General features: G+C 64.9%; 26 protein-coding genes and 1 other RNA gene. 14 read left to right on the plus strand and 13 right to left on the minus strand.

Going from position 1 to position 25115, the window contains the following annotated elements:
• Positions 1-5 precede the first annotated feature (5 nt).
• On the minus strand, positions 6-560 hold the full coding sequence (locus V6W80_RS22280) for a UPF0149 family protein (RefSeq protein ID WP_173148662.1): 555 nt from the start codon (positions 558-560) through the stop codon (positions 6-8).
• Positions 561-658: 98 nt separating this feature from the next.
• Between V6W80_RS22280 and V6W80_RS22285 the strand changes: the two genes are divergently transcribed.
• The 4 genes from V6W80_RS22285 (at position 659) to V6W80_RS22300 (ending at position 2076) form a co-directional block, all read left to right on the plus strand.
• Positions 659-889, plus strand: a complete 231-nt coding sequence (locus tag V6W80_RS22285; protein WP_017639428.1) for a TIGR02449 family protein — start codon at positions 659-661, stop codon at positions 887-889.
• Positions 886-1194 (plus strand): cell division protein ZapA, encoded by a 309-nt coding sequence (locus V6W80_RS22290; RefSeq protein ID WP_017639427.1) that lies wholly within the window; start codon positions 886-888, stop codon positions 1192-1194. Before V6W80_RS22285 ends, V6W80_RS22290 begins: the two co-directional genes overlap by 4 nt.
• 59 nt (positions 1195-1253) lie before the next feature.
• Positions 1254-1431, plus strand: a non-coding RNA gene (gene ssrS, locus V6W80_RS22295) — 6S RNA.
• Positions 1432-1440: 9 nt separating this feature from the next.
• Complete coding sequence (locus V6W80_RS22300) at positions 1441-2076, plus strand: 5-formyltetrahydrofolate cyclo-ligase (RefSeq protein WP_068384686.1); 636 nt, start codon at positions 1441-1443, stop codon at positions 2074-2076.
• On the opposite strand, the gene V6W80_RS22305 is transcribed toward V6W80_RS22300, so the two are convergent.
• The gene (locus tag V6W80_RS22305) at positions 2043-2210 is read right to left on the minus strand and encodes a hypothetical protein (protein WP_017639425.1); all 168 of its coding nucleotides are present in this window, start codon (positions 2208-2210) and stop codon (positions 2043-2045) included. The genes V6W80_RS22300 and V6W80_RS22305 overlap by 34 nt on opposite strands.
• A gap of 182 nt (positions 2211-2392) precedes the next feature.
• Here V6W80_RS22305 and V6W80_RS22310 point away from each other — a divergent pair, with 182 nt between their 5' ends.
• A complete protein-coding gene (locus V6W80_RS22310; protein WP_338545404.1) occupies positions 2393-2848 on the plus strand; it encodes an EVE domain-containing protein in 456 nt (151 codons plus the stop codon).
• Positions 2849-2854: 6 nt separating this feature from the next.
• Here V6W80_RS22310 and V6W80_RS22315 read toward each other — a convergent pair whose 3' ends face one another.
• Together V6W80_RS22315 and V6W80_RS22320 are read right to left on the minus strand one after the other, a co-directional pair.
• The gene (locus V6W80_RS22315; RefSeq protein WP_017639423.1) at positions 2855-3262 is read right to left on the minus strand and encodes a flagellar basal body-associated protein FliL; all 408 of its coding nucleotides are present in this window, start codon (positions 3260-3262) and stop codon (positions 2855-2857) included.
• A 45-nt stretch (positions 3263-3307) separates the two neighbouring features.
• Positions 3308-4333 carry a DUF5924 family protein gene (locus V6W80_RS22320; protein WP_338545405.1) on the minus strand — a complete coding sequence of 342 codons (1026 nt, stop codon included), beginning with the start codon at positions 4331-4333 and terminating at the stop codon, positions 3308-3310.
• 189 nt (positions 4334-4522) lie between these two features.
• Between V6W80_RS22320 and glpT the strand changes: the two genes are divergently transcribed.
• Complete coding sequence (gene glpT / locus V6W80_RS22325; RefSeq protein ID WP_338545406.1) at positions 4523-5863, plus strand: glycerol-3-phosphate transporter; 1341 nt, start codon at positions 4523-4525, stop codon at positions 5861-5863.
• Positions 5864-6010: 147 nt separating this feature from the next.
• On the opposite strand, the gene V6W80_RS22330 is transcribed toward glpT, so the two are convergent.
• The 5 genes from V6W80_RS22330 to V6W80_RS22350 form a co-directional block, all read right to left on the minus strand.
• Positions 6011-6979 (minus strand): CDP-6-deoxy-delta-3,4-glucoseen reductase, encoded by a 969-nt coding sequence (locus tag V6W80_RS22330; protein WP_338545407.1) that lies wholly within the window; start codon positions 6977-6979, stop codon positions 6011-6013.
• 11 nt (positions 6980-6990) lie between these two features.
• Positions 6991-8457: a 4-hydroxy-3-polyprenylbenzoate decarboxylase gene (gene ubiD / locus V6W80_RS22335; protein WP_017639419.1), complete on the minus strand. Its 1467-nt coding sequence runs from the start codon at positions 8455-8457 to the stop codon at positions 6991-6993.
• A gap of 118 nt (positions 8458-8575) precedes the next feature.
• On the minus strand, positions 8576-9838 hold the full coding sequence (rho, locus tag V6W80_RS22340; RefSeq protein ID WP_017639418.1) for a transcription termination factor Rho: 1263 nt from the start codon (positions 9836-9838) through the stop codon (positions 8576-8578).
• 227 nt (positions 9839-10065) lie between these two features.
• Positions 10066-10392, minus strand: coding sequence for a thioredoxin TrxA (trxA, locus tag V6W80_RS22345; protein ID WP_017639417.1), 327 nt, complete (start codon positions 10390-10392; stop codon positions 10066-10068).
• A 193-nt stretch (positions 10393-10585) separates the two neighbouring features.
• Positions 10586-11281, minus strand: coding sequence for a FadR/GntR family transcriptional regulator (locus V6W80_RS22350; RefSeq protein ID WP_017639416.1), 696 nt, complete (start codon positions 11279-11281; stop codon positions 10586-10588).
• 267 nt (positions 11282-11548) lie between these two features.
• Between V6W80_RS22350 and V6W80_RS22355 the strand changes: the two genes are divergently transcribed.
• From V6W80_RS22355 to ppx, 5 genes are all read left to right on the plus strand, one after another.
• Positions 11549-12331 (plus strand): transporter substrate-binding domain-containing protein, encoded by a 783-nt coding sequence (locus V6W80_RS22355; protein ID WP_017639415.1) that lies wholly within the window; start codon positions 11549-11551, stop codon positions 12329-12331.
• A 3-nt stretch (positions 12332-12334) separates the two neighbouring features.
• Complete coding sequence (locus V6W80_RS22360; protein ID WP_160922037.1) at positions 12335-13000, plus strand: amino acid ABC transporter permease; 666 nt, start codon at positions 12335-12337, stop codon at positions 12998-13000.
• Positions 12997-13647: an amino acid ABC transporter permease gene (locus V6W80_RS22365; RefSeq protein ID WP_173148739.1), complete on the plus strand. Its 651-nt coding sequence runs from the start codon at positions 12997-12999 to the stop codon at positions 13645-13647. Before V6W80_RS22360 ends, V6W80_RS22365 begins: the two co-directional genes overlap by 4 nt.
• The gene (locus tag V6W80_RS22370) at positions 13634-14365 is read left to right on the plus strand and encodes an amino acid ABC transporter ATP-binding protein (protein ID WP_160922038.1); all 732 of its coding nucleotides are present in this window, start codon (positions 13634-13636) and stop codon (positions 14363-14365) included. Before V6W80_RS22365 ends, V6W80_RS22370 begins: the two co-directional genes overlap by 14 nt.
• Positions 14366-14476: 111 nt before the next feature.
• Entirely contained in the window at positions 14477-15976 is a 1500-nt protein-coding gene (gene ppx, locus V6W80_RS22375; protein WP_026083659.1) for an exopolyphosphatase, read from the plus strand.
• Positions 15977-16809: 833 nt separating this feature from the next.
• Here the strand turns inward: ppx and ppk1 are convergent.
• Complete coding sequence (ppk1, locus tag V6W80_RS22380) at positions 16810-19029, minus strand: polyphosphate kinase 1 (protein ID WP_173148654.1); 2220 nt, start codon at positions 19027-19029, stop codon at positions 16810-16812.
• A 9-nt stretch (positions 19030-19038) separates the two neighbouring features.
• Positions 19039-20061, minus strand: coding sequence for a porphobilinogen synthase (gene hemB, locus V6W80_RS22385; RefSeq protein WP_017639409.1), 1023 nt, complete (start codon positions 20059-20061; stop codon positions 19039-19041).
• A gap of 263 nt (positions 20062-20324) precedes the next feature.
• Here hemB and V6W80_RS22390 point away from each other — a divergent pair, with 263 nt between their 5' ends.
• Positions 20325-20879, plus strand: coding sequence for a DedA family protein (locus V6W80_RS22390; RefSeq protein ID WP_017639408.1), 555 nt, complete (start codon positions 20325-20327; stop codon positions 20877-20879).
• A gap of 121 nt (positions 20880-21000) precedes the next feature.
• Positions 21001-23121 (plus strand): putative bifunctional diguanylate cyclase/phosphodiesterase, encoded by a 2121-nt coding sequence (locus tag V6W80_RS22395; protein ID WP_017639407.1) that lies wholly within the window; start codon positions 21001-21003, stop codon positions 23119-23121.
• 17 nt (positions 23122-23138) lie between these two features.
• Here V6W80_RS22395 and V6W80_RS22400 read toward each other — a convergent pair whose 3' ends face one another.
• Complete coding sequence (locus V6W80_RS22400; RefSeq protein WP_338545408.1) at positions 23139-23600, minus strand: YaiI/YqxD family protein; 462 nt, start codon at positions 23598-23600, stop codon at positions 23139-23141.
• Positions 23601-23701: 101 nt separating this feature from the next.
• Between V6W80_RS22400 and V6W80_RS22405 the strand changes: the two genes are divergently transcribed.
• On the plus strand, positions 23702-24466 hold the full coding sequence (locus tag V6W80_RS22405; protein ID WP_338545409.1) for an SDR family NAD(P)-dependent oxidoreductase: 765 nt from the start codon (positions 23702-23704) through the stop codon (positions 24464-24466).
• Positions 24467-24475: 9 nt separating this feature from the next.
• On the opposite strand, the gene rhtB is transcribed toward V6W80_RS22405, so the two are convergent.
• A complete protein-coding gene (gene rhtB, locus V6W80_RS22410; protein WP_093253353.1) occupies positions 24476-25111 on the minus strand; it encodes a homoserine/homoserine lactone efflux protein in 636 nt (211 codons plus the stop codon).
• Between the last annotated feature and the right edge of the window lie 4 nt (positions 25112-25115).

Genomic DNA, 25115 nt, shown 5'->3' on the forward strand with positions numbered 1-25115 from the left:
GCCGCTCAGTGCACCACGGGCGCAGGTTCGGGGAGGGAGCCGCGGCCGTACTCGCCATAGAGCAGCAGCGGGGCCACGCGCAGGTATTCGGTGACTTCCATGAAGTCGTTCTCACCCTCTTCGCCTTCCTCGGCGGGCTCCTGAATCTGCGCGATGGCTGCCAGATCTTCGAGCACCTCGCGCGCCTCGCCGGAGACTTCGCCCGTGCGCCCGGACAGGCCGAAGCCGGCCAGAAAGCCCTGGCACCACTCGCCCAGGGCGGCGGTGCGCTCGACCAGGGAGAATTCGTCAGGTGGCAGCATTAGTACCAGGGCCACCTGCTGGCCGGCGAATTCCTGTTGCACCATGCCCAGCAGCCCCGAGAGCGCCGCCTGCAGACGTTCGCCCGGCGCGCCACCGAGCAGCTCGCTGGCCGCGGCCAGCCAGTCGTTCTCGTCGAAGCCCGCGCCGCCACAGACCCGACCGAGCAGGTGACCGTGGAGTTCGGCGGGCGAGACCGGCAGAGCGGCCTCGGCGAGCAGGGTTGAGAAGGCGGCGTAGGCGGATGCTGAGCTGGACATGGCGTCGAGGTGAGGCGCTGGCTAGAATGAAGCCTTATCCTACGCGCTGACCCCGCCGGCGGCCAATCTCGTTGCACCCTTCTGGAGCTGTAGCCCTCATGAGCGAGTCTCGCGACACGCCCCTCGACGCCGATCTGGAAGCCCTCGGTGACCGTGTGGAGCGCCTGCTCCTGCGGCTTGAGGAATTGCAGCGGCAGAATCGACAACTGCGCCAGGGCGAGCGCAACTGGCGCCAGGAGCGCGCCGAGTTGATCGAAAAGAACGAATTGGCCAGATCGAAGGTCGAAGCGATGATTTTACGCCTGAAAGCTTTGGAGCAGGACTCATGAGCATCGAGACCGTGACCGTCCAGATAATGGAAAAGGAATATCGCATCAGCTGCCCGGCTGACGAGCGCGCCAACCTGGAGAGCACCGCTCGCTACCTGGACGGCAAGATGCGCGAGATCCGCGCCAGCGGCAAGGTCATCGGCGCCGACCGCGTGGCCGTGATGGCCGCCCTCAACATCACCCACGAACTGCTGCACCGCCAGGACGACGTCAGCCTGGAAGTCAGCAGCACCCGCGAGCGGGTCCGCGACCTGCTGGATCGCGTCGACCGGGCACTGATCACCGAACACGACACCACTGCCTGACCGCCGACCCGGGGATCGGCGGGGGTTTGCATCCTGGCTCAGGGGCGTATACTGGAGGTCACTCTCTGGTGTGTGCGCCAGTCGGTCATGTCCCCGAGCCGATAAGCAACACCCCGGGGGTTGCTCGTAAGACTGGTGTGCATGTCCGCTACGGCGGAAAGCCTAAAGGTCTACGACTTCTCCCACCTTGAACCAAGGGTTCAAGGGCTACACCGGCAGCGGCATTCCGGAGAGCTCATTTCTTCCATGACCACCCCGCCTTCTACCGATCTCAGCAGGCCCGCGCTGCGCAAGCTTCTCCGCCAGCGACGTCGCGCCCTCACCCCCGTACAGCAACGCCAGGCCGCCCGCGAACTGTATCGCCAGCTTGCCCAGCATCCGCTGTTTCGTCGCGCCCGCCATATCGCCTTCTACCTGCCCAGCGATGGCGAGATCGATCCGCGTCCATTGCTCGAAGAAGCCCAGCGCCGCGGCAAGGCCACCTATCTGCCGGTACTCTCCCGTTGGCCACGCACCGCCATGATCTTTCAGCGCGTCGGCCGCGGTGAATCCTGGGTGCGCAATCGCTTCGGCATCGCCGAGCCACGCCCGGATCGGCGCCTGGGTCGGCCGACCTGGGCTCTCGGGCTGATCCTGATGCCGCTGGTGGGCTTCGATCCGCAGGGCGGACGCCTTGGCATGGGCAAGGGCTTCTATGACCGCAACCTGGCCTATCTGGCACGCCGGCGGCAATGGCGCAGCCCGCAGCTGATCGGCTGTGCCCATGAATGTCAGAAGGTGGAGCGACTGGCACTGGCGGCCTGGGACGTGCCCATGGCGGCCGTGGTGAGCGATGGCGGCTGGTACGGTCAGCGTACCGGAGAGACTTCCCGCGCCGGCTGAGCGTCGCTGGTGTAGCGAGCGTATTGCTGCTGGTTCTGGCGCTGCTCCCAGAAGCTCTGGGTATACCCGGTGGTGACCACGCCCAGGGTAAAGATCAGGACCAGCACCCACAACAGATCAGGTTTGCGTTTCATCGAACTGGGCCACCCCCTTGCTGGCACCTTTGGGCAGGACAGGACGTCGCCCTGTTATGCTCAGCGCGTACGATCAGACTACATCCGGAATGCGCGGCATTCTGCGACAAGCGGTCGCCCCTTGCAATCGACCAGACCCTTTCCTGGAAGCTCCCGAGCCTCCATTCGTCAGGAGACGAACCGTGGCCTGCTGGCTGTTGAAATCCGAGCCCGATGAGTTCTCACTGGACGACTTGCAACGCCTGGGCCAGGCGCGTTGGGACGGCGTCCGCAATTACCAGGCACGCAACTTCCTGCGCGCCATGAAACCCGACGAGCTGTTCCTCTTTCATCATTCAAGTTGCGCCGAACCGGGCATCGCCGGCATCGGCCGGATCGTGGGCGAAGCCTTCGCCGACCCCACTGCCCTCGACCCGGAAAGCCCCTACCATGCGCCCAAGGCCAGCGCCGCAGACAATCCCTGGACGGCGCGCCAGGTGGCCTTCGTCGAGGCCTTTCCGCGAGTGCTGAGCCTACCGCGCCTGCGCCAGTTGCCGGCACTCGCCGACTTCGCCCTGCTGCGCAAGGGCAATCGTCTGTCGGTGATGCCGGTCAGCGCCGAGGAGTGGGCGGCGATCGTCGCCGCGGCCCGCGCCTGACCGCGCTCAGGGCTGGATGATCAGGTTGTTGAACAGCAGGTCTTCCACCAGGGGCTTGCCTTCCTCCTGGGTGAGCACGTTCTGCACCTGCTTTAGCGCCTCCTGGCGCAGTTTCTCGCGGGCTTCCACGCCGGCCAGGGTCTCGTCGGTCTGCTGGGCGAAGAGCATCACCAGCTGATTGCGAATCAGCGGCTCGTGGAACTCGACCTTATCCTTGGCTTCCTTGCCGGTCATCATCAGGGCGATGTCGGCCTTGTAGTACTTGAGCTTGGGCCCGCTGCCATAGTTGCCGACCAGGGCCGGGGTCAGGTTGTAGAATTCGGTCTTGGGGGCCTCCCCTTCCTTTTTCTCTTCGTTCGCCCAGGCAGTGAAGGCCAGGCAGAAGGACAACAAAACGGCGGCGACGGCTTTCACGGCGAATCCTCTAGAGATGGATGGCTGCAGCATAGCCAGCGGAATTCAAGGGGTCACCTCGAACCTGAGGGTTCCGATCACCTGGCCGACGTCCGTAACCACTTGCACCTGCCAACGGCCGGTCACGTCGCCGGGAAAGTTCTGCTTGTGGGTCCAGGCGCGATAACCGGCCTCGCGACCGCCGCTGATATCCAGGGGAATCCGATCCACCTCCTGACCGGCATGACGCCAGACATGGTAGATACGCTCGTTCAGGCCACGCGGTGCGTTGATGGCGGTGAAGGCATAGAGCCCCTGGGCGCGCAGCTGGGCGCTGCTCAGGCTCTTCACCGCATCGCCGGGCTGGCGCTTGAGGCTGTCGAAGTTGGTGCTCATGCCCATGTCGGTCAGCCACAGGGTGGCCGGCGGCACCCAGGCGCGCCCCAGCCAGCCAAAGGCACCGATGGCCAGGCACAGGCCCAGCAGCCCCAGCCAGCGCCAGCCCAGGCGCACCCGGAAGGCCACCGCCAGACTGGGAAAGGACAGCAGCACGGCGACGCCCAGGGCCAGTTCGTAGCTCTGGGTAGTGGTCAGGTGCAGGATGATCGGTAGCGCCGTGAGCAGTACCGCGAACAGCGTCAGGGTGTGATAGCTGAGAAATACCCAGCGCCGCGGCGCCAGGGTCTTGTAGTAGAGCGGATCGATGATGGACACCAGGGCGGCCGCGCCGAGCAGTCCGGTGAACAGCGCCTGGCCGCTGTTCCAGGCCGTGGTGATGGCAAAGAACGGCAGGCAGAAGAACAGACTTTCCTGATGGATCAACTGGGTGGCGTAGCGCAGCAACGGTGGTGGCAATTCCCAGCCGAAACGGCGGCTGACCCAGCCCCGCAGCACGTTTTCCAGCATTAGCCAGACCCAGCTCGCCAGCATGATCACCGCCATCACCGGGGCGAAACCCTTCTGCCGGTCCACCAGCAGGAAGCTGCAGATCCCCGAGATGAAGCCGGCCAGGGCGATCAATCGCGGATAGCGCTCGAACAGGGTGGTGATCAGGGTCAGGGCGCGGGAGGACAGGACTTTCCAGGCAGGCATGATGACTCGTGAAAACGGCAGCAAAGACGCGCCACCCTAGGCGCGCAACCCGTACAGATCAAGGGGAATCCGGGCACCCACTGCCACAGGGCGGAAAAGCCTATGCAGGCTGTAATATCATTGTAATATTCGAAAACGAACCTGGAATGTTCGCTTTCGATTAATACCTATAACAATACCGAGGCTCCCATGCTTGGAATCTTCGCCCCTGCGGCCCATCGCGCGCCGCTGCCCGCCGATCGTATCGATCCCGTCTACCGTCGCCTCCGCTGGCAGATCTTCGCCGGGATCTTTATCGGCTACGCGGGCTACTACCTGTTGCGCAAGAACTTCTCGCTGGCCATGCCTTATCTGGTAGAGCAAGGCTACAGCCGGGGTGAACTGGGCGTGGCGCTCTCCGCGGTGGCCATCGCCTACGGCCTGTCCAAGTTCCTCATGGGCCTGGTCTCGGACCGTTCCAACCCGCGCTATTTCCTGCCCTTCGGGCTGGTCATGTCGGCGCTGGTGATGCTGCTGTTCGGATTCGCGCCCTGGGCGACCTCCAGTGTCAGCATCATGTTCGTCCTGCTGTTCCTCAACGGCTGGTTCCAGGGCATGGGCTGGCCGCCCAGCGGTCGCACCATGGTGCACTGGTGGTCACAGAAGGAGCGTGGCGGCGTGGTCTCGGTATGGAACGTCGCCCACAACGTCGGCGGTGGCCTGATCGGCCCGCTGTTCCTACTTGGCCTGGCCTGGTTCAACGACTGGCACGCGGCCTTCTATGTCCCGGCGGTCGTGGCCCTGGCGGTCGCGGTGTTCGCCTTCATCGCCATGCGCGATACCCCGCAATCCTGCGGCCTGCCGTCGGTGGAACACTGGAAACAGGATTTCCCCGAAGGCTACAGCGAAGGTCATGAACGCGAATTCTCCACCAAGGAGATCTTCGTCGAATACGTACTGAAGAATCGCCTGCTCTGGTACATCGCCTTCGCCAACGTCTTCGTCTACCTGCTGCGCTATGGCGTGCTGGACTGGGCCCCCACCTACCTCAAGGAAGCCAAGCACTTCTCGGTGGACAAGACCTCCTGGGCCTACTTCTTCTACGAATGGGCCGGCATCCCCGGCACCCTGCTCTGCGGCTGGCTCTCGGACAAACTGTTCCGCGGCAACCGTGGCGCCACCGGCGTGGTGTTCATGCTCGGCGTACTGGTCGCCACCCTGGTCTACTGGCTCAACCCGGAAGGCAATCCCGGCATCGACCTGGCGGCCCTGGTATCCATCGGCTTCCTGATCTACGGCCCGGTGATGCTGATCGGCCTGCAGGCGCTGGAACTGGTGCCCAAGAAGGCCGCTGGCACCGCCGCGGGCTTCACCGGCCTGTTCGGCTATCTGGGCGGTTCGGTGGCGGCCAACGCCCTGGTGGGCTACACCGTGGACCACTTCGGCTGGGATGGTGGCTTCATGCTGCTGGTCGGCTCCTGCGTCCTGGCCATCGTCTTCCTGACGATGACTCTGAGACACACCGGCATGGTGGCCAAGTCGGCGCGGTAGCGCCGATTGCCCAGGATGGATGACGGCACAGCCTCATCCACTCTGGGTCCTGGTCGAAAACGCTTTGTGCTTTTCGATCAATCGCGGCCATGGGCCGCTCCTACAGGTAGAGCTTACCCGTAGGAGCGGCCTATGGCCGCGATAGGCTCACCCCCGCGGCGCGTAGGCGAAGACGTCGGCGCGCATCTGGTGCGCGTCCATGCCGGCGTCCACCAGGGCATCCAGGGTGGCATAGACCATCGCCGGCGAGCCGCTGGCATAGACGTGCAGGCCGCTCAGGTCGGCGAAATCCGCGCGCACCACCTCGTGCAGCAGACCACAGCGCCCTTCCCAGCCACAGGCATCGCTCACCACCCGGTTCAGGGTGAGATTGGGCAGTTCCGCCCAGGCGTCCCAGGCCTCGATGGCATAGAAGTCGTCCGGCGTCCGCACGCCCCAATAGAGGTGCACCGGATGAGCGAAGCCCCGGGTGCGGGCATCTTCGATCAGGCTGTGCATCTGCGCCATGCCGGTCCCGGCGGCGATCAGCACCAGGGGGCCAGCCGGCAATTCGGCCAGATGGGCGTCGCCATAGGGCAACTCGACCTGGGCCATGCCCCTGCTTTCCAGTTGCGCCAGCAGCGCCTGGCTGCTCGCCTCGCGGGCCAGCACGTGCAATTCCAGCTCACGCCCCTGGTGGGGCGCCGAGGCCAGGGAAAAGGCCGATTGCTTGCCGTCATCGCGCTGGATCAATAGGTACTGACCGGCGTGATAGCGCGGCGCCCGGCCGGCCGGCGCGCGCAGGCGCACCCGGCGGACATCGCCCCCCACGTCATCCAGGGCAACCACCTGACAGGCCAGCTGGCGCACCGGCAACTCACCGGGCGCCAGGACGCCATCCCACTGCAGCAAGCAATCGCTGAGCGGTACCGCCACGCAGACATAGACCTCGCCGTGATCGACGGTCTTTCCGTGCTGGGTGACCTGCCCCTCCACCAGCAGCGCGGCGCAGAGCTGGCAGTTGCCGTTGCGGCAGCTGTGCGGTCCGCTGTAGCCGAGACGCTGTGCGGCGGCCAGGATGGCTTCGCCGGGCTGGGTTTCCAATACCGCACCCGAGGGCTGCAGGGTGACCTTCATCGTCGTCTCCGTTAATCGATCCCGAGACTGGACCACATCTCGTCCACCCGTTTGACCACCGCTTCGTCCTTGACGATCGCCCGCCCCCACTCACGCGTGGTTTCGCCCGGCCACTTGTGGGTGGCATCCAGGCCCATCTTCGAGCCCAGGCCGGAGATCGGCGAGGCGAAGTCGAGGTAGTCGATGGGGGTGTTGTCGATCATCACGGTGTCGCGCTTGGGATCCATGCGCGTGGTGACCGCCCAGATGACATCGTTCCAGTCGCGGGCATTGATGTCGTCGTCGGTGACGATCACGAACTTGGTGTACATGAACTGCCGCAGGAACGACCAGACACCCAGCATCACCCGCTTGGCATGGCCGGGGTACTGCTTCTTGATGGTCACCACCGCCATGCGATAGGAACAGCCTTCCGGCGGCAGATAGAAGTCGACGATCTCCGGAAACTGCTTTTGCAGGATGGGCACGAAGACTTCGTTGAGCGCCACGCCGAGGATGGCCGGCTCGTCCGGCGGCCGCCCGGTGTAGGTGCTGTGGTAGATGGGGTCGCGGCGGCGGGTGATGCGTTCCACGGTGAACACCGGGAAGGTATCGACCTCGTTGTAGTAGCCGGTGTGGTCGCCATAGGGGCCTTCCGGCGCGGTCTCGCCCGGATGGATGACCCCTTCCAGCACGATCTCGGCACTGGCCGGCACCTGCAGGTCGTTGCCCACGCACTTGATCAGCTCGCTGCGACTGCCGCGCAACAGGCCGGCGAAGGCGTATTCGGACAGGGTATCGGGCACCGGCGTGACCGCACCGAGGATGGTGGCCGGATCGGCGCCCAGGGCCACGGCCACCGGATAGGGCTGGCCGGGATGTTTCTGGCACCACTCGCGGAAATCCAGGGCGCCGCCGCGGTGGCTCAGCCAGCGCATGATCAGCTTGTTGCGGCCGATGACCTGCTGGCGATAGATACCGAGGTTCTGGCGTTCCTTGTTGGGTCCGCGGGTGACGGTCAGGCCCCAGGTGATCAGCGGCGCCACGTCGCCCGGCCAGCAGTGCTGGATCGGCAGCTTGCCGAGATCGACCGCCTCGCCCTCTTCGATCACCTCCTGGCAGGGCGCGTCCTTGAGAACCTTGGGCGCCATACTGATGACCTTCTTGTAGATCGGCAGCTTCGACCAGGCGTCCTTGAGGCCCTTGGGCGGCTCGGGCTCCTTGAGAAAGGCCAGCAGCTTGCCGATCTCGCGCAGGGCGCCGACGTCTTCGGCGCCCATGCCCAGGGCCACGCGCTGGGGCGTACCGAACAGGTTGCCCAGCACGGGCATGGAGAAGCCTACGGGATTCTCGAACAGCAGCGCCGGGCCCTGCTTGCGCAAGGTGCGGTCGCAGATTTCGGTCATCTCGAGGATCGGCGAGACCGGGGCGGTCACGCGCTTCAGTTCACCACGCTGCTCCAGGCTGCGGATGAAGTCACGCAGATCTCGGTATTGCATGCGGCCTCTTGGCGCTGGGGAAAGTCTGGCAGTCTACCGCCTGAGTCGCGCATCGAGAAAGCATTGGTCCAGAAACGCCAAAGGCCGGGATTTCCCGGCCTTTGCTTGCGACTGCGCCTTACTTGCTGCGCTTCATCGAATCGAAGAACTCGTTGTTGGTCTTGGTCTGACGCAACTTGTCGAGGAGGAATTCGATCCCGGCGATCTCGTCCATCGGATGCAGGATCTTGCGCAGGATCCACATGCGCGACAGCTCTTCCTCGTCGGTGAGCAGCTCTTCGCGGCGGGTGCCGGACTTGTTGATGTTGATGGCCGGGAAGACCCGCTTCTCGGCGATCCGACGCTCCAGGGGCAGTTCCATGTTGCCGGTGCCCTTGAATTCCTCGTAGATCACCTCGTCCATCTTCGAGCCGGTTTCCACCAGCGCGGTGGCGATGATGGTCAGGCTGCCGCCTTCTTCGATGTTACGGGCGGCGCCGAAGAAGCGCTTGGGCTTCTCCAGGGCATGGGCGTCGACACCACCGGTGAGCACCTTGCCGGAGCTGGGGATCACGGTGTTGAAGGCCCGCGCCAGACGGGTGATGGAATCCAGCAGGATGACCACGTCCTTCTTGTGCTCGACCAGGCGCTTGGCCTTCTCGATCACCATGTCGGCGACCTGCACGTGGCGGGTCGGCGGCTCGTCGAAGGTGGAGGCCACCACTTCACCGCGCACGGTGCGCTGCATCTCGGTCACTTCCTCGGGACGCTCGTCGATGAGCAGCACGATGAGGTAGCACTCGGGATTGTTGCGGGTGATGTTGGCCGCGATGTTCTGCAGCATGATGGTCTTGCCGGCCTTGGGCGGCGCGACGATCAGACCGCGCTGACCCTTGCCGATGGGGGCGCAGAGGTCGATGACCCGACCGGTGAGGTCTTCGGTGGAGCCGTTGCCGGCTTCCATGGTCAGGCGCTTGTTGGGGAACAGGGGCGTGAGGTTCTCGAACAGCACCTTGTTCTTGGCGTTTTCCGGCCGGTCGAAGTTGATGGTGTCGACCTTGAGCAACGCGAAGTAGCGCTCGCCCTCTTTCGGCGGACGAATCTTGCCGATGATGGTATCGCCGGTGCGCAGGTTGAAGCGGCGGATCTGGCTGGGGGAGACATAGATGTCGTCGGGACCGGCCAGGTAGGAGGAGTCGGCGCTACGCAGGAAGCCGAAGCCGTCCTGCAGGATCTCCAACACGCCATCTCCGGAAATCTCGTCGCCACCTTTCGCATGCTTCTTGAGCAGCGCGAAGATGATGTCCTGCTTGCGGGACCGGGCCATGTTTTCCAAGCCCGCGGCATCCGCCATTTCCAACAGTTCCGTGATGGGCTTTTGCTTGAGTTCGGTCAGATTCATAGACGTATGTTGACGTGAGAAGAGGCGAAGGAGGGAATCGAGCTGAGCGGTCGGATGCGAGAGTAGCTTCGCGGGATGCGTTCTGAAGAGGAGAACTGACGGCTGCAGCAGATGAGAAGACGACCCGCTGATGGGGTCGTGGGCTGGAATCTAGCACCTGCATGGGTGCTCGTCCAGCCGTCCAGGCATAAAAAAGCCCCGCATGGCGGGGCTTTCGACTGGATTCCTCAGACGTTGGCGTCGAGGAAGGCGGCCAGTTGCGACTTGGACAGGGCACCGACCTTGGTGGCCTCGACCGCGCCGTTCTTGAACAGCATCAGGGTCGGGATGCCACGCACGCCGTACTTGGGCGGGGTGTCCTGGTTTTCATCGATGTTCAGTTTGCAGACCTTGAGCTTGCCCTGGTAATCCTTGGCGATCTCGTCCAGGACCGGGGCGATCATCTTGCACGGACCGCACCATTCGGCCCAATAGTCGACCAGCACGGGGCTGTCGGACTTCAGCACGTCCTGCTCGAAGCTGGCGTCGCTGACGTTGGTGATGTATTCGCTCATTGACTCTCTCCGAATTCGGGTGCGACTTGAAGTATGGCCATGATAGCCCTGCTGCCGTCACTTCGAAAGCATTCGAACATTGATGGTGACTATGACGGGCATTGATGGCAGAGGCAGCTCACGATCCGGCGAGCCGGCGATAGGGTCTTTTTAGCACCGTTTGACCACCGCGCCGCCGATCATGGACAGCTGGTTAGACAGCGGGCACCGGGAAAGGGGTTCCACTGCGCAGCGCCGCATTGCGGATATGTTCGCGCATGGCCTTTTGCGCCGCTGCCGGCGAGCGGCGACTCAGGGCCCGAAGGATACGCCGGTGTTCCTGCCAGGTTTCCAGTGCCCGCTCGGGCCGGACGAAGGGCAGCTTCTGACTTTCGTGAAAGCGCTCGGGGCTGGTGGTGATCACTGCCAGCATGGCCGGATTGTCCGCGGCCAGCAGCAGCTGGCGATGGAAATCGAAGTCCAGCGCGGCCGCTTCTTCCAGCTCATTGGCCCGCAGCGCCCGGTGCAGGGCGGCGAGATTGACCTCCAGGCGATCCAGGTCGGCGGGGCCCAGGGTAACGGCGGCCAGACCGGCCGCGAAGCCTTCGAGGGCAAAGCGCAGCTGGAAGACATGGGCGGCGGCGACCTCGCCAGCGAAGGGCCAGTGTCCGTCCGCCGTGCTCGCCGTCTCCTGGACATAGACCCCACGTCCAGGCTGCACGCTGACCAGGCCCAGAGCGCTGAGGGTGGACAGCGCCTCGCGCAGGGAGGCGCGACTCACCCCCAGCCGCTCGGCCAGCTCACGCTGCGCCGGGAGCGCCGCGCCGGGGGCATAGCCTTCGGTCTCGATCAGCCGGCGAATGGCGTCGACGGCATATTGGGGTACGGCGCGGGTGGCAGCGAAGGGCATGGGGTGGTCAGGCCAGTCAGTCCGGAAGTTCGCCTTTTATGCCGATTTTCCCGCCAGTTCAAGCCTGGCCCCATGGCGGAGCACGGCACGGCAAGCGCGCACCAAAGCGGCCCACGACCACTAGGCAGAGGCAGCCAGGCACCGGCGAACTGTTCAGACCAGTAAGACCAATCCTCAGGTCTGACGGCCCTCGCGCCCGTCTGGCCAGGGACTGGCACATGAAATGCACTGGGCATAGCCATCCCATCCTGCTTCCGGAGTCTCGTCATGCTCAAGCGCTGGACAGCCCTCTCCCTGCTCGCCCTGGGCCTGACCGCCCTGCACACCCCCGTCCAGGCCGACCAGCTGGCCGATATCCAGCAGCGCGGCACGGTGCGCATCGCCGTGCCCCAGGACTTTCCGCCCTTCGGCACCGTGGGCCCCGACCTCAAGCCCCGCGGCCTGGACATCGACACCGCCCAGTTGGTCGCCGACAAGCTGGGCGTCAAGCTGGCGCTGACCCCGGTCACCAGCACCAACCGCATCCCCTTCCTGACCACCGGCAAGGTGGACATGGTCATCTCCAGCCTGGGCAAGAATCCCGAGCGCGAACAGGTCATCGACTTCACCAAGCCCTATGCGCCCTTCTTTCTCGGCGTCTTCGGCGCCAAGGGCAGCGGCCTGAGCACGCCCGAGGAGCTGGCTGGCAAGACCATCGCCGTGACCCGCGGCGGTATCGAGGACATGGAGCTGAGCAAGGTGGCGCCCAAGGAGGCGGTGATCAAGAGATTCGAGGATAACAACGCCACCATCGCTGCCTATCTCGCCGGCCAGACCGAATTCATCGCCAGCGGCAGCTCGGTGATGGCTTCCATCGCCGAGAAGAAGCCCGAGCGCGCGCCGGAAATGAAGCTCACCCTGAAGAATTCGCCCAACTACATCGGCCTGGCCAAGCACGAACCGGCACTCAAGGCCAAGCTGGACAGCATCATCGACGCCGCTCGCGCCGACGGCAGCCTGGATCGCCAGGCCGAGAAATGGCTGGGCCAGCCGCTGCCCAAGGACATGTAAGGCATGGCCTATCAGTTCGACTTCCAGCCGGTCCTGCAGCAGGGTGACCTGCTGCTCAAGGGCGCCCTCTTCACCCTGGAGCTGACCGCCATCGGCGCGGTGCTGGGCATCGCCCTGGGCATCCTGGGCGCGGTCTGTCGCGCCTGGCAGCTCAAGCCCTTCGACCGGGTGTTCGGCGTCTATGTCGAGCTGATCCGCAACACGCCCTTTCTGATCCAGCTGTTCTTCATCTTTTTCGGCCTGCCCTCGCTGGGGGTGCACATCAGCGAATGGCAGGCGGCGGTGCTGGCCATGGTGATCAACCTGGGCGCCTACTCCACGGAGATCATCCGTGCTGGCATCCAGGCGGTACCCAAGGGCCAGCTGGAAGCCGCCGCGGCCCTGGCCATGACCCGCGCCGAGACCTTTCGCCACGTGATCCTCAGGCCCGCCCTGGCCAAGGTCTGGCCGGCGCTGTCGAGCCAGGTGGTGATCGTGATGCTGGGTTCGGCGGTCTGCTCGCAGATCTCCACCGAGGAGCTGACCTTTGCCGCCAACTTCATCCAGTCGCGCAACTTCCGCGCCTTCGAAACCTATCTGCTGACCACCCTGCTCTATCTGGTCATGGCCATCGGCGTACGCCAGCTGCTGCACTGGATCGGTCGGCGCTTCATCCAGGGAGGCCGCTGATGGACTTCACCCTCTGGGACATCGTCCGCAACCTGGGCACCGGGCTGTACTGGACCTTTGTCCTCTCGCTGGCGGCCTTTGCCGGCGGCGGTCTGGCCGGCCTGCTGGTGCTCTGGGCACGACTGTCGCCGCTGCGGACGCCACGCACGCTGGCGCGCCTGCACATCGAGCTGTTCCAGGGCACGCCACTATTGATGCAGCTGTTCCTGGTGTTCTTCGGCGTCTCGCTGCTGGGGCTGGAGATTCCCGCCTGGCTGGCCGCCGGCGTGGCCCTGACCCTGTTCACCAGCGCCTACCTCGCCGAGATCTGGCGCGGCTGCGTCGAGGCCATTCCCCATGGCCAGTGGGAAGCCTCGGAAAGCCTGGCCCTGACCCGCTTCGAGCAGTTGCGCCACGTCATCCTGCCACAGGCCCTGCGCATCGCCGTGGCGCCCACCGTGGGCTTCTCGGTACAGGTGGTCAAGGGCACCGCGGTGACCTCCATCATCGGCTTCACCGAGCTGACCAAGATCGGCGGCATGCTCGCCAATGCCACCTACCAGCCCTTCACCGTCTACGGCCTCGCCGCCCTGGGCTACTTCCTCCTCTGCTACCCCCTGTCGCTGGCCGCGCGCTGGCTGGAAAGGAGACTGCATGCCGCTGCTTAGAGTGACCGCCCTGCACAAACACTATGGCAATCACCATGTGCTCAAGGGCATCGACCTGACCGTCGAGGAAGGCCAGGTGGTGGCCATCATCGGCAAGAGCGGCTCGGGCAAGAGCACCCTGCTGCGCACCCTGAACGGTCTGGAGTCGATCAACGACGGCGTCATCGAGGTGGATGGCGAGTACCTGGACGCCGCGCGGGTCAATCTGCGTTCCCTGCGGCAAAAGGTCGGCATGGTCTTCCAGCAGTTCAACCTCTTCCCGCATCTCACGGTGGGCGAGAACGTGATGCTGGCGCCCCAGGTGGTCAAGAAGACGAGCAAGGACGAGGCCCGCGCCCTGGCCCGACAGATGCTCGACCGGGTCGGCCTGGCGGAAAAATTCGACAGCTATCCGGATCGGCTGTCCGGCGGCCAGCAGCAGCGGGTGGCCATCGCCCGCGCCCTGGCCATGTCGCCCAAGGTGCTGCTGTGCGACGAGATCACCTCGGCGCTGGACCCTGAGCTGGTCAACGAGGTGCTGGCGGTGGTCAAGCAACTGGCCAGCGAAGGCATGACCTTGATCATGGTCACCCACGAGATGAGATTCGCCCGCGAGGTGGGCGACAAGCTGGTGTTCATGCATCAGGGCAAGGTGCATGAAAGCGGCCATCCCCAGGCGTTGTTCGCCCAGCCGCAGACCCCGGAACTGGCCCAATTCATCGGTCAAGTGGCCTCCTGAGCCGAAAAACCCCATTTTTTCTGCCACTTTGCGCAACCGTCACCGCTGTGCGCTTGAAGCCGTCACCGGCTAGCTGGCACGATGGCGCGGTTTATCGCCGAGAGCCTCCAGATGCAGCCTTCGCCAGCCGAACCCCACGAACTGATCGCCGCCATCGATTTGGGCTCGAACAGCTTTCATATCGTCCGGGCACGCAATTTCCACGGGGAGATCCGCATCCTTGAGCGGCTGGGCGAAAAGATCCAGCTGGCTGCCGGCCTGGACGACTCGCGTCTGCTCAGCGAAGAGGCCATCCAGCGTGGCCTGGACTGCCTGCGCCGCTTCGCCCAGCTGATCGCCGGCATGCCGCGCGGCGCCGTGCGGGTGGTGGGCACCAACGCCTTGCGCGAGGCACGCAATCGCGCCGAATTCATCCAGCGCGCCGAAGCCGTGCTCGGCCATGCGGTCGAGGTCATCTCCGGTCGCGAAGAGGCGCGTCTCATCTATCTGGGCGTGTCCCACTCCATGCCCGATGTGCCCGGGCGTCGCCTGGTCACCGATATCGGCGGCGGCAGCACCGAATTCATCATCGGCCAGCGCTTCGAAACCCTGCAGCGCGAGAGTCTGCAGATGGGCTGCGTCAGCTTCACCAAGCGTTTCTTCGCCGACGGCAAGATCACCGCCGCCCAGTACGCCCGTGCCTATACCGCCGCGCGTCTGGAATTGATGAACATCGACCAGGGTCTGCGCGAGATGGGCTGGCACCAGGCCCTTGGCGCCTCCGGCACCATTCGCGCCGTGGCTCTGGCGATCCAGGCCGCCGGTCGCGGCACTGGCGAGATCACCCCGGACGGCATCGAGTGGCTCAAGCGCAAGCTGCTCAAGCAGGGCGACATCAACCTGCTCAACATCGACGGCGTGAAGCCGGATCGGCGCGCCATCCTGCCCGGCGGCCTGGCCATCCTCGAAGCCCTGTTCAAGGCCCTGGAACTGCAGGAGATGCACCTCTCCGAAGGCGCCCTGCGCGAAGGGGTCCTTTACGACATGATCGGCCGGCACAGCCATGAGGACGTGCGCGAACGCACCCTCAAGGGCCTGGCCGAGCGCTACCACGTCGATCAGCGCCACGCTGAACGGGTGGAAAAGCGCGCCCTGAAGTCCCTGGCACAGGTCGCCGAGGCCTGGGCCCTGACCGACGAGAACCATGCCGAACTGCTGCGCTGGGCGGCGCGCCTGCATGGCGTGGGGCTGGACATCGCCCACTACCAGTACCACAAGCACGGTGCCTACCTGATCGAGCACTCGGACCTGCCCGGCTTCTCCCGCCGCGATCAACAGGCCCTGGCCCTGCTGGTACGCGGCCATCGCCGCAACATCCCCTTGGAGCGCCTGCAGGAGCTCGGCCCGGAAGGCGAGCCGCTGCTGCGCCTGACCCTGCTGCTGCGCTTCGCCATCCTCTTCCACCACATCCGCCACAAGAGCATCCCGGACGTCCAGCTCAGCGCCGGCGAGCGCAGCCTGGACGTGCAGTTCCCCGACGGCTGGCTGGAGGAAAATCCCCTGACCCAGGCCGACTTCGAACTGGAAGCCCAGTGGCTGGAGCGGGTGGGGTATCGGTTGAGCGTGCGCTGAGGGGATTTTTCGTAGGTTGGGCTGAGCGCCAGCGAAGCCCAACTGTTGGCTTTTTACCGCCCTAACTGATTATCGTGTTTTGTTGATGGCTCTTGTTTCGCCTGGCCGGCGACTTACTTTTCTTTGCTTGTGCAAAGAAAAGTAAGCAAAAGAAAGCACACCCCAACAGTTCGGCCCTACGCTGCGCTCCGGGTCCCCTCGTCCCGGCGCCGTGGCGGGGACGGGGCGCCAGCCGGAGGCCACAGTGTTTACAGAGAGAACTAGAGCGGATTCGTAGCGTGGAAAACCGCGCAGCGTTTTCCACAGGTGAATACCAACGTCATCAGTGGACAAGACTTGGCTGTTGTCCACGCTACTAGTCGGCTCTGGTTTTTCAACCAAAACTTTCAGGCTGGCGAAATCGCCCCGTTCAGGAGGACGAACCCTAGCGTCGTGGAGTGGGTCGAGCCGCATGGATGCGGCGAGAGGCCTAACGGGCCATGGACGGCCTGTGTAGGCCGATCCCGGAACGGCGCTGGGGTGAGCGAAACGTAGCGTAGCGAAGTAACAGCCGCAGGCTGGCCCGAAGGGCGAGCAACGCGAGTCACCCGAGGCGCAGCGGAGGGCCGGATGTCCGGGGCAAGCGTTTTTGGTTACTTTTGTCCGGGGCGCGCAGCTGCGACTGGCAAAAGTGACTCGCCCGGGTGGGCGAAATAAGAGCAATCTGCAGAGTTCGATAAGCAGCTATGGCACCAATAAAGCCGAGCTGAAGTACCGCAACGTTGGGCTTCGCTGGTGTTCAGCCCAACCTACGGAACGGCCAGGGCCCATGGTGGCATGGGCCCGAAACTCCTTCAGCGGGTATTCACCACCGGACTGGCCAGCCGCTCCAGCAGCGTCGCCTGCACGCTACGGGCGTTCTGGTTGCCAGTCGGCGATTGCCGGATGTAGCTGCCGTCTTCCTGCAGCACCCAGGCCTGGGTGTTGTCGGTGAGGTAGCCTTCCAGCTCCTTCTTGACCCGGCTGATGAGCTTCTTGCCTTCCACCGGGAAGCAGGTCTCGACGCGCATGTCGAGGTTGCGCTCCATCCAGTCGGCGCTGGAGAGATAGAGCTTCTCGTCGCCGCCGTTGAGGAAGTAGTAGATGCGGCTGTGCTCCAGGAAGCGGCCGATGATGGAGCGCACCTGGATGTTGTGGGACACGCCCGGTACGCCCGGACGCAGGCAGCACATGCCGCGCACCACCAAGTCGATCTTCACCCCGGCCTGGCTGGCCTTGTAGAGGGCGCGGATGACCTTGGGATCGGTGAGGCCGTTGACCTTGGCCATGATCTGCGCCGGGCGCCCCTCGCTGGCCGCCACCGCTTCGCGGTTGATCATCTCCAGCAGGTTCTTCTTCAGGGTAAAGGGCGCGTGCAGCAGCTTCTTCATGCGCAGGGTCTTGCCCATGCCGATCAGCTGGTTGAACAGCTTGTGCACGTCCTCGGTGAGGGCCACGTCGGCGGTCAGCAGGCTGTAGTCGGTGTACAGCTTGGCGTTGCCGGCGTGGTAGTTGCCGGTGCCCAGGTGGGCATAGCGGCGCAGCTCGCCGTTCTCACGGCGCAGGATCAGCATCATCTTGGCGTGGGTCTTGAAGCCCACCACGCCATAGATGACCACGGCGCCGGCCTGCTGCAGGCGGCTGGCCAGCTGCAGGTTGGATTCCTCGTCGAAACGCGCGCGCAATTCGATGACTGCGGTCACCTCCTTGCCGCTACGCGCCGCGTCAACCAGGGCGTCGACGATCTCGGAGTTGGCGCCGCTGCGGTAGAGCGTCTGCTTGATCGCCAGGACGTTGGGGTCCTTGGCCGCCTGGCGCATCAGGTCGATCACCGGGGTGAAGGACTCGAAGGGGTGCAGCAGCAGCACGTCGAGCTTGCCCAGCACGTTGAAGAGGTTGTCCTTCTTCTGCAGCAGCTTGGGAATGGTCGGGGTGAAGGGGGCGTTCTGCAGCTCCGGGTGGCTGTCCAGGCCGGTGATGGAGAACAGCCGGGTCAGGTTGACCGGGCCGTTGACCTTGTACAGCTCGTTTTCGCCCAGGCCGAACTGCTTGAGCAGGTAGTCGGTGAGGTGTTTCGGGCAGATGTCCACCACCTCGAGCCGTACCGCATCGCCGTAGCGCCGAGAGAACAGCTCGCCGCGCAGGGCGCGGGCCAGGTCTTCGACATCCTCGGTGTCCACCGAGAGATCGGCGTTACGGGTAAGACGGAACTGGAAGCAGCCCTTGACCTTCATGCCGGGGAACAGATCGTCGGCATGGGCGTGGATCATCGAAGACAGGAAGACATAGTTGTCCCCGGGTCCGGCGACCTCCTCCGGCACCCGGATGATCCGCGGCAGCAGGCGCGGCGCCGGGATGATGGCCAGGCCCGAGTCGCGGCCGAAGGCGTCCATGCCCTCCAGCTCGACGATGAAGTTGAGGCTCTTGTTCACCAGCAGCGGGAAGGGGTGGGTCGGATCCAGGCCGATGGGGGTGATGATGGGCGCGATCTCGTCGCGGAAGAACTTGCGCACCCAGGCCTTGATCTTGACGTCCCAGTAGCGCCGGCGGATGAAGCGGATCTGCTGCTCGGCCAGGGCCGGCAGCAGCACGTCGTTGAGGATGGCGTACTGCCGCTCCACCTGGCCGTGGACGATGTCGCTGATGCGCGCCAGCGCCTGGTGCGGCAGCAGGCCGTCGGCGCCGGCCTGCTCACGGGCGAAGGTGATCTGCTTCTTCAGGCCCGCCACGCGGATCTCGAAGAACTCGTCCAGGTTGCTGGAAAAGATCAGCAGGTACTTGAGCCGTTCGAGCAGCGGATAGGATTCGTCGAGGGCCTGCTCCAGCACCCGGATGTTGAACTGCAGCTGCGACAACTCGCGATGGATGTAGAGGCTGCTGTCATCCACATTGGCCGCCGGCACGCTAGGCACGGCCGGCAATTCGGCGGGGGCCGGCACCTCGGCGTCCAGCGCCAGCGTCTCTTCCGTGGATTCTGGAGACTCGGCGGCGACGGACTGTTGCAGATCGGTTTCGACGAAATCCTGGCTACTCATTGAAGCTCCTTAGGAACGCGAAGGCCCCTGGCAAAGTTGTTGGGCGGCGCGCTTGGCGAAATAGGTGAGGATGCCGTTGGCCCCGGCACGCTTGAAGGCCAAGAGCGACTCGAGGATGACGGCGTCGGACAGCCAGCCGTTCTGGATCGCGGCCATGTGCATGGCGTACTCACCGCTCACCTGGTACACGAAGGTCGGCACGCGGAATTCCTCGCGGACCCGGCGGACGATGTCCAGATAGGGCATGCCCGGCTTGACCATCACCGAGTCGGCACCCTCGGCCAGATCGCCGGCGATTTCGTGCAGCGCCTCGTCGCTGTTGCCCGGATCCATCTGGTAGGTGGCCTTGTTGCCCTTGCCCAGATTGGCGGCCGAGCCAACGGCGTCGCGGAACGGCCCATAGTAGGCACTGGCGTACTTGGCCGAGTAGGCCATGATCTGCACGTTGTGATAACCGGCGTCTTCCAGGGCGGCACGAATGGCGCCGATGCGACCGTCCATCATGTCCGAGGGCGCGATCACCTGGGCCCCGGCGGCGGCGTGGGACAACGCCTGCTTGACCAGCACCTCGACGGAGATGTCGTTGAGCACGTAGCCGCGCTCGTCGAGGATGCCGTCCTGGCCGTGGGTAGTGAAGGGATCCAGGGCCACGTCGGTGATCACCCCCAGCTCGGGGAAGTGTTCGCGCAAGGCACGGGTGGCGCGCTGGGCGATGCCGTCGGGGTTGTAGGCTTCGGCACCGTCCAGGGACTTGCGCTCGGTAGGGGTGACCGGGAACAGGGCGACCGCGGGGATTCCCAGGGCCACCAGCTCGGCGGCCTCTTCCAGGAGCAGGTCGATGGACAGCCGCTCGACGCCAGGCATCGAGGGGATCGCCTCGCGGCGGCCTTCACCGTCGAGCACGAAGACCGGCAGGATCAGGTCATCCACCGTCAGCACATGCTCGCGCATCAACCGACGGGAAAATTCGTCACGGCGCTGACGACGCATGCGAGTGGCAGGATAGCTACGGTTGATGGGGGTAAAACTCACGATCGACTCCCGGACCCGGATCACGGGTCAGTGTGAGGGGTTATAGGCCACAATCATGACCGATTGGTAACAACGGATGACAATATGGTGTGCCTATAGGTGCTATCCAAGGCAGACGCCGGCTGGACCCGGCGTGACACAGAGTCGCATGGAAATCGCGGACTGACCGTCTGGCACCCGGCGGACGGAAGTTCGTCACACTTTCTTTCCAGACGCCAACCGGGGTAGGCTGCGCCATCCTTATCCACCTCGTGTAGCGCCGAATGCTCCAGCAATTCCTCCACGATTTCGGCTATTTCGCCCTTTTTCTCGGTACCTTTTTCGAGGGCGAAACCATTCTGGTGCTGGCCGGCTTTCTTGCCTTTCGCGACTACATGAACATCCAGACGGTCATCCTGGTCGCCTTCTGCGGCAGCTACGCCGGCGATCAGCTCTGGTATTTCCTCGGCCGCCGCCACGGGCGCAAACTGCTGGCGCGCAAACCCAAATGGGAAGCAGCTGGCGAGAAGGCCCTGGCGCATATCCGGCGCCACCCGGATCTTTGGGTGCTCAGCTTTCGCTTCGTCTATGGCCTGCGCACGGTGATGCCGGTGGCGATCGGCCTGTCGGGTTATCCCCCGGCGCGCTACCTGATCCTCAATGGCATCGGCGCCATTGTCTGGGCCACGGTGCTAGGCTATGCCGCCTACCACTTCGGTGCAGTCCTCGAAGGCGTGCTGGGCAATCTCAAGCGCTATGAACTGATGGTGCTGGGCGGTCTGGTAGTCATCGGGCTGCTGCTCTGGCTGTGGCGACGCAGCCGTACGCCCAAGACCTGATTGCCAGCCAGCTCTTTACTCGGTACGTCTATCGAAACCGGATTAAAGGCTCGGTCAGCGCTGCCGATGCCCTGAGCATCAACCTCTTTCAACGCCCCGTGCGGCAAGCTGGCGATCGAGCATGCTGAACTTCTCCACCTTGCTTCCCCCCGGCCATCAGATCCTGGCTGCCAACGAGTACGAAAGCGTACTCGTGGTCCTGTCGTACCTGATTGCCAGCGCCGCTGGCTATACCGCCCTGGCCATGGCCGACTGGGTCACCAATAGCCGCTCCCGTCGCGGCAGCGAGCTGGCCAAGCTGATCGGCGCCATCGCCCTGGGCGGCGGCATCTGGTCGATGCACTTCCTCGCCATGCTGTCATTCAAGATCGGCATCCATGTGCACTACGCGCCGTGGCAGACCCTGGCCTCGTTGCTGATCGCCATCGCCGTGTCCTACACGGTCATGCATCTGATCGGGCGTGAATCCCTCACCGCACCTCAGTACCTGCTCGCCGCCCTGGCTGCCGGCCTGGGCATCGCGACCATGCACTACACCGGCATGCTGGCCATGCAATCGGTTGCCGTACAGCTCTATGATCCGCTGCTGGTGGTGGTCTCGGTGATGATCGCCAGCCTCGCCTCCCTGGGCGCCCTGCTGCTGGCCTTCCGCCTGCGTGGCAGGACCGGTATCAGGACCTTCTGGCTGCGCCTGCTGGGCAGCCTGGCCCTGGGCTTCGCCATCGTCTCCATGCACTTCACCGGCATGGCCGCCCTCACCCTGGCCGTACCCATCGGCTTCGAACCCGATGGCCTAGCAGAAGTGAATCAGCACCTGGAGCTGGGCATGGGCATCGCCCTCGGCACCCTGTTCATCATCATGGTGGGCCTGCTCGCGGCCTGGGCCGGCGAACGCTTCCATGCCCAGCGCCTGCGGCTGGAGCGGGTCTCGACCACCCTCGACCAGATCACCCTGCACGATCCCCTCACCCACCTGCTCAACGGCGGCAGCTTCATCCAGACCGTCGACCGGGCCATCGGCCAGGCCCGCACCGGTGAGCAGTTCGCCCTGCTGATGCTGGACATCGACCACTTCAAGCGTATCAACGACAGCCTCGGCCATGCCCTGGGCGATGAACTGCTGATCCAGATGGCGCAACGGATCCGCGCGGTCCTCGACAACGACCTGCCACTGGCCCGCTATGCCGGTGACGAATTCAGCCTGCTGCTGCCCCTCGGTCAGCGCGGCGACAGCCAGCCCTTGGCCATGCGCCTGCTGGAGCAGTTGCGACCGCCCTTCGAGCTGGCTGGACAGCGTATCGCCATGACCTTCAGCCTGGGTATCGCCCACTATCCCCAGGACGGTGCCAATGCCGGCCAGTTGCTGCGCAGTGCGGGCCTTGCGGTCGGCCATTGCAAGCGCAGCGGGCGCAATCGCAGCCAGAGATTCACCACCGAACTCCAGCGCGATGCCGACGACCTGCTCAGCCTGGAGATGGACCTGCGCCATGCCCTGAGCCAGGGCGGCCTGCATGTGGCCTATCAGCCCATCGTCGATCCCGCCGGTGCTCCGGTGGCCCTGGAGGCCCTGGTCCGCTGGCAGCATCCGGTGTTGGGTCCGCTGAGTCCCGAGCGCTTCGTCCGCGTCGCTGAGGAGACCGGCTTGATCGCCGACCTGGATGGCTGGGTCATGCGCCAGGCCTGCGCCGATTTGGCCCAGCTGCATCGCGAAGGCCATGCGGCCCTACGGGTATCGGTAAATTGCTCGGCGCTGAATCTGAGCGATCGGCTGCTGCCTCAAGCCATTGCCCGGACGCTGCAGGCCGAGGATCTGCCGGCGTCGGCACTGATTCTCGAGGTGACTGAGAATGCGCTGATGCACAGCCTCAACGTCGCCGTCGAGGTGCTCAACGAAATCCGTACCCTGGGCGTGCGGGTGTCCATCGACGATTTCGGCAGCGGCTATTCGTCCCTGGCCTACCTGAGCCGGCTGCCCGTGGACTCGCTCAAGGTGGATCGCGCCTTCGTCCGCACCATTCCCAAGCAGAGCAACGACATGGCCATCGCCGCGGCGATCATCGCCATGGCCCACAAGCTGGGCCTCAATGTCGTCGCCGAAGGGGTGGAAACCGTCGAGCAACGCCAGTTCCTGCAGGCCAATGACTGCAACTTCATGCAGGGCTACCTGTTCGGGCGACCCATGCCGTTGCCGCACTTGCGCACCTGGCTGCAGCAATCCGCCATCGCGTCCGTGCCGGCCTAGCCGGCTGCAGATCGCAGCTAGCCCGCGGCGCTGCGCTGGAGGCGGGTGATCAGCCGATCCAGGGCATTGGCGAAGGCCTGGCGATCACGCTCACCATAGCCGGCCTGGCCCCCACCCATCTGCCCTTGGTCGCGTAGATCGGTCATCAGGTTGCGCATGGCCAGGCGCTGGCCCATGTTGCGCTCATCGAATTCCTGGCCACGCGGATCAAGGGCGACCACGCCCTTCTTCACCAGCCGGTCGGCCAGGGGGATGTCGCTGCAGATCACCAGGTCACCCGGCTGCGCCTGCTCGACCAGGTGGTCGTCGGCGGCATCCGGTCCGCTGGGGACCACCACCAGGCGTACGCAGGCGAACGGCGGCTTGATCTGCGGCTGACCGGCCACCAGCACCACCTCCAGCTTGCGCTTGAGGGCGAATTTGCAGACCAGCTCCTTGGCGGCGCGTGGACAGGCATCGGCATCGACCCACAGGATCACGAGGGATTTCTCCGGCAAAAGCCCAGGATACCGCGCCGCGGCGACGCACCCCAGCGCAGCGGTGCGGTCGGACAGGGATAGCGATCGGATTGGAGCTCCCCATGACCTTCTGGCAACGCCTGGAGCAACCTGCCCAGGCGCTGGTGTATGGCGCCACCGGCGGCCTTGGCCTGGCCCTGTGCGAGCAGCTGCTGGCCCGCGACGACGTCGCGCGGGTCTGGGCCTGCGCGCGCCACGCCGAGACGCATGAGGCCCTGGCCGCACTAGCACGGCGACATGGCCCGCGGCTGTGCCGACTCGACCTCGATCCGTTGGCCGCAACCGACGTGGCGGCCCGGCTGGCGGCCGAGACGCCACGCCTGGATCTGCTGCTGTGCGCCTCTGGGCTGCTGCAGGGCGAGCGGGCGCGCGCCGAGAAGAGCCTGGCGCAGGTGGACCAGGCCGGACTGCTGGAAAGCTATCTGGCCAATGCCGTGCTGCCGCTGCTGCTGATCCGCCAGCTGACGCCGCTGCTCAAGGGCCAGCACCCCTGTCAGATCGCCGCGCTCTCGGCGCGGGTCGGCTCCATCGGCGACAATCATCTGGGTGGCTGGTACGGCTATCGGATGGCCAAGGCCGCGCTCAACCAGGGACTGCGCTGCGCCAGCATCGAACTCGCCCGGCTCAACCCTCAGAGTTGCGTGCTGGCCCTGCACCCCGGCACCACCGACACGGCCTTGTCCCGCCCCTTCCAGGCGCGGGTACCGGTAGACAAGCTGTTCACGCCCGCCTATGCGGCCGAGCGACTGCTGGAGGTGCTGGCCGCGCGCACGCCGGCCGAAACCGGCAGTTTCTGGGATTGGCAGGGGCACCCGGTAGTCTGGTAGCGCCTGGCTTCACACCGCGGCGCGGCGCACCGTGGACAGCAGCGCCGCGGCGGCGAGGAACAGGCTGGCGAAGACCCGGTTGGTGATGCGCTGCTGACGCGGGGTGCGCAGTAGGGTCAGCACCCGGGCGGCCAGACCGGTGTAGCCGGCCATCACGATCAGGTCGACGGTGACCATGGTCACCCCGATGAGCAGATACTGCGCAGCCAGGGGCGCCTGGGGATCGACGAATTGCGGCAACACCGCGAGCAGGAAGATCAGCGCCTTGGGGTTGCTCACGTTGACCAGGAAGCCGCGCATGACCAGGGCGCCGATCCGCGGTGGCAGACGTTCGCCGACCAGCTGCTCGCCCAGGTCCAGCGGCGCGGCGCGCCATTGGCGGATGGCCAGGTAGGCGAGATAGGCCACGCCGAACCACTTGATCAGGGTAAAGGCCAGCTGCGAGGTCGCCAGCAAGGCGCCGACGCCCACGGCGACCACGGCGATCTGCAGCGCCAGGCCCAGCTGCAGGCCCAGCGCCGTCCAGTAGCCACGCCGGAAACCGTGGTTGACGCCTGCGCTCATGGAGGCAACGGCGCCTGCACCTGGCGAGAGGCTGATCATCCAGCAGGCGATGAAGAAACCGGTCCAGACCTGCAGACTCATGGGT

Origin of the sequence: Pseudomonas benzopyrenica (assembly GCF_036884265.1) — a bacterium.
Lineage (GTDB): Bacteria > Pseudomonadota > Gammaproteobacteria > Pseudomonadales > Pseudomonadaceae > Chryseomonas > Chryseomonas benzopyrenica.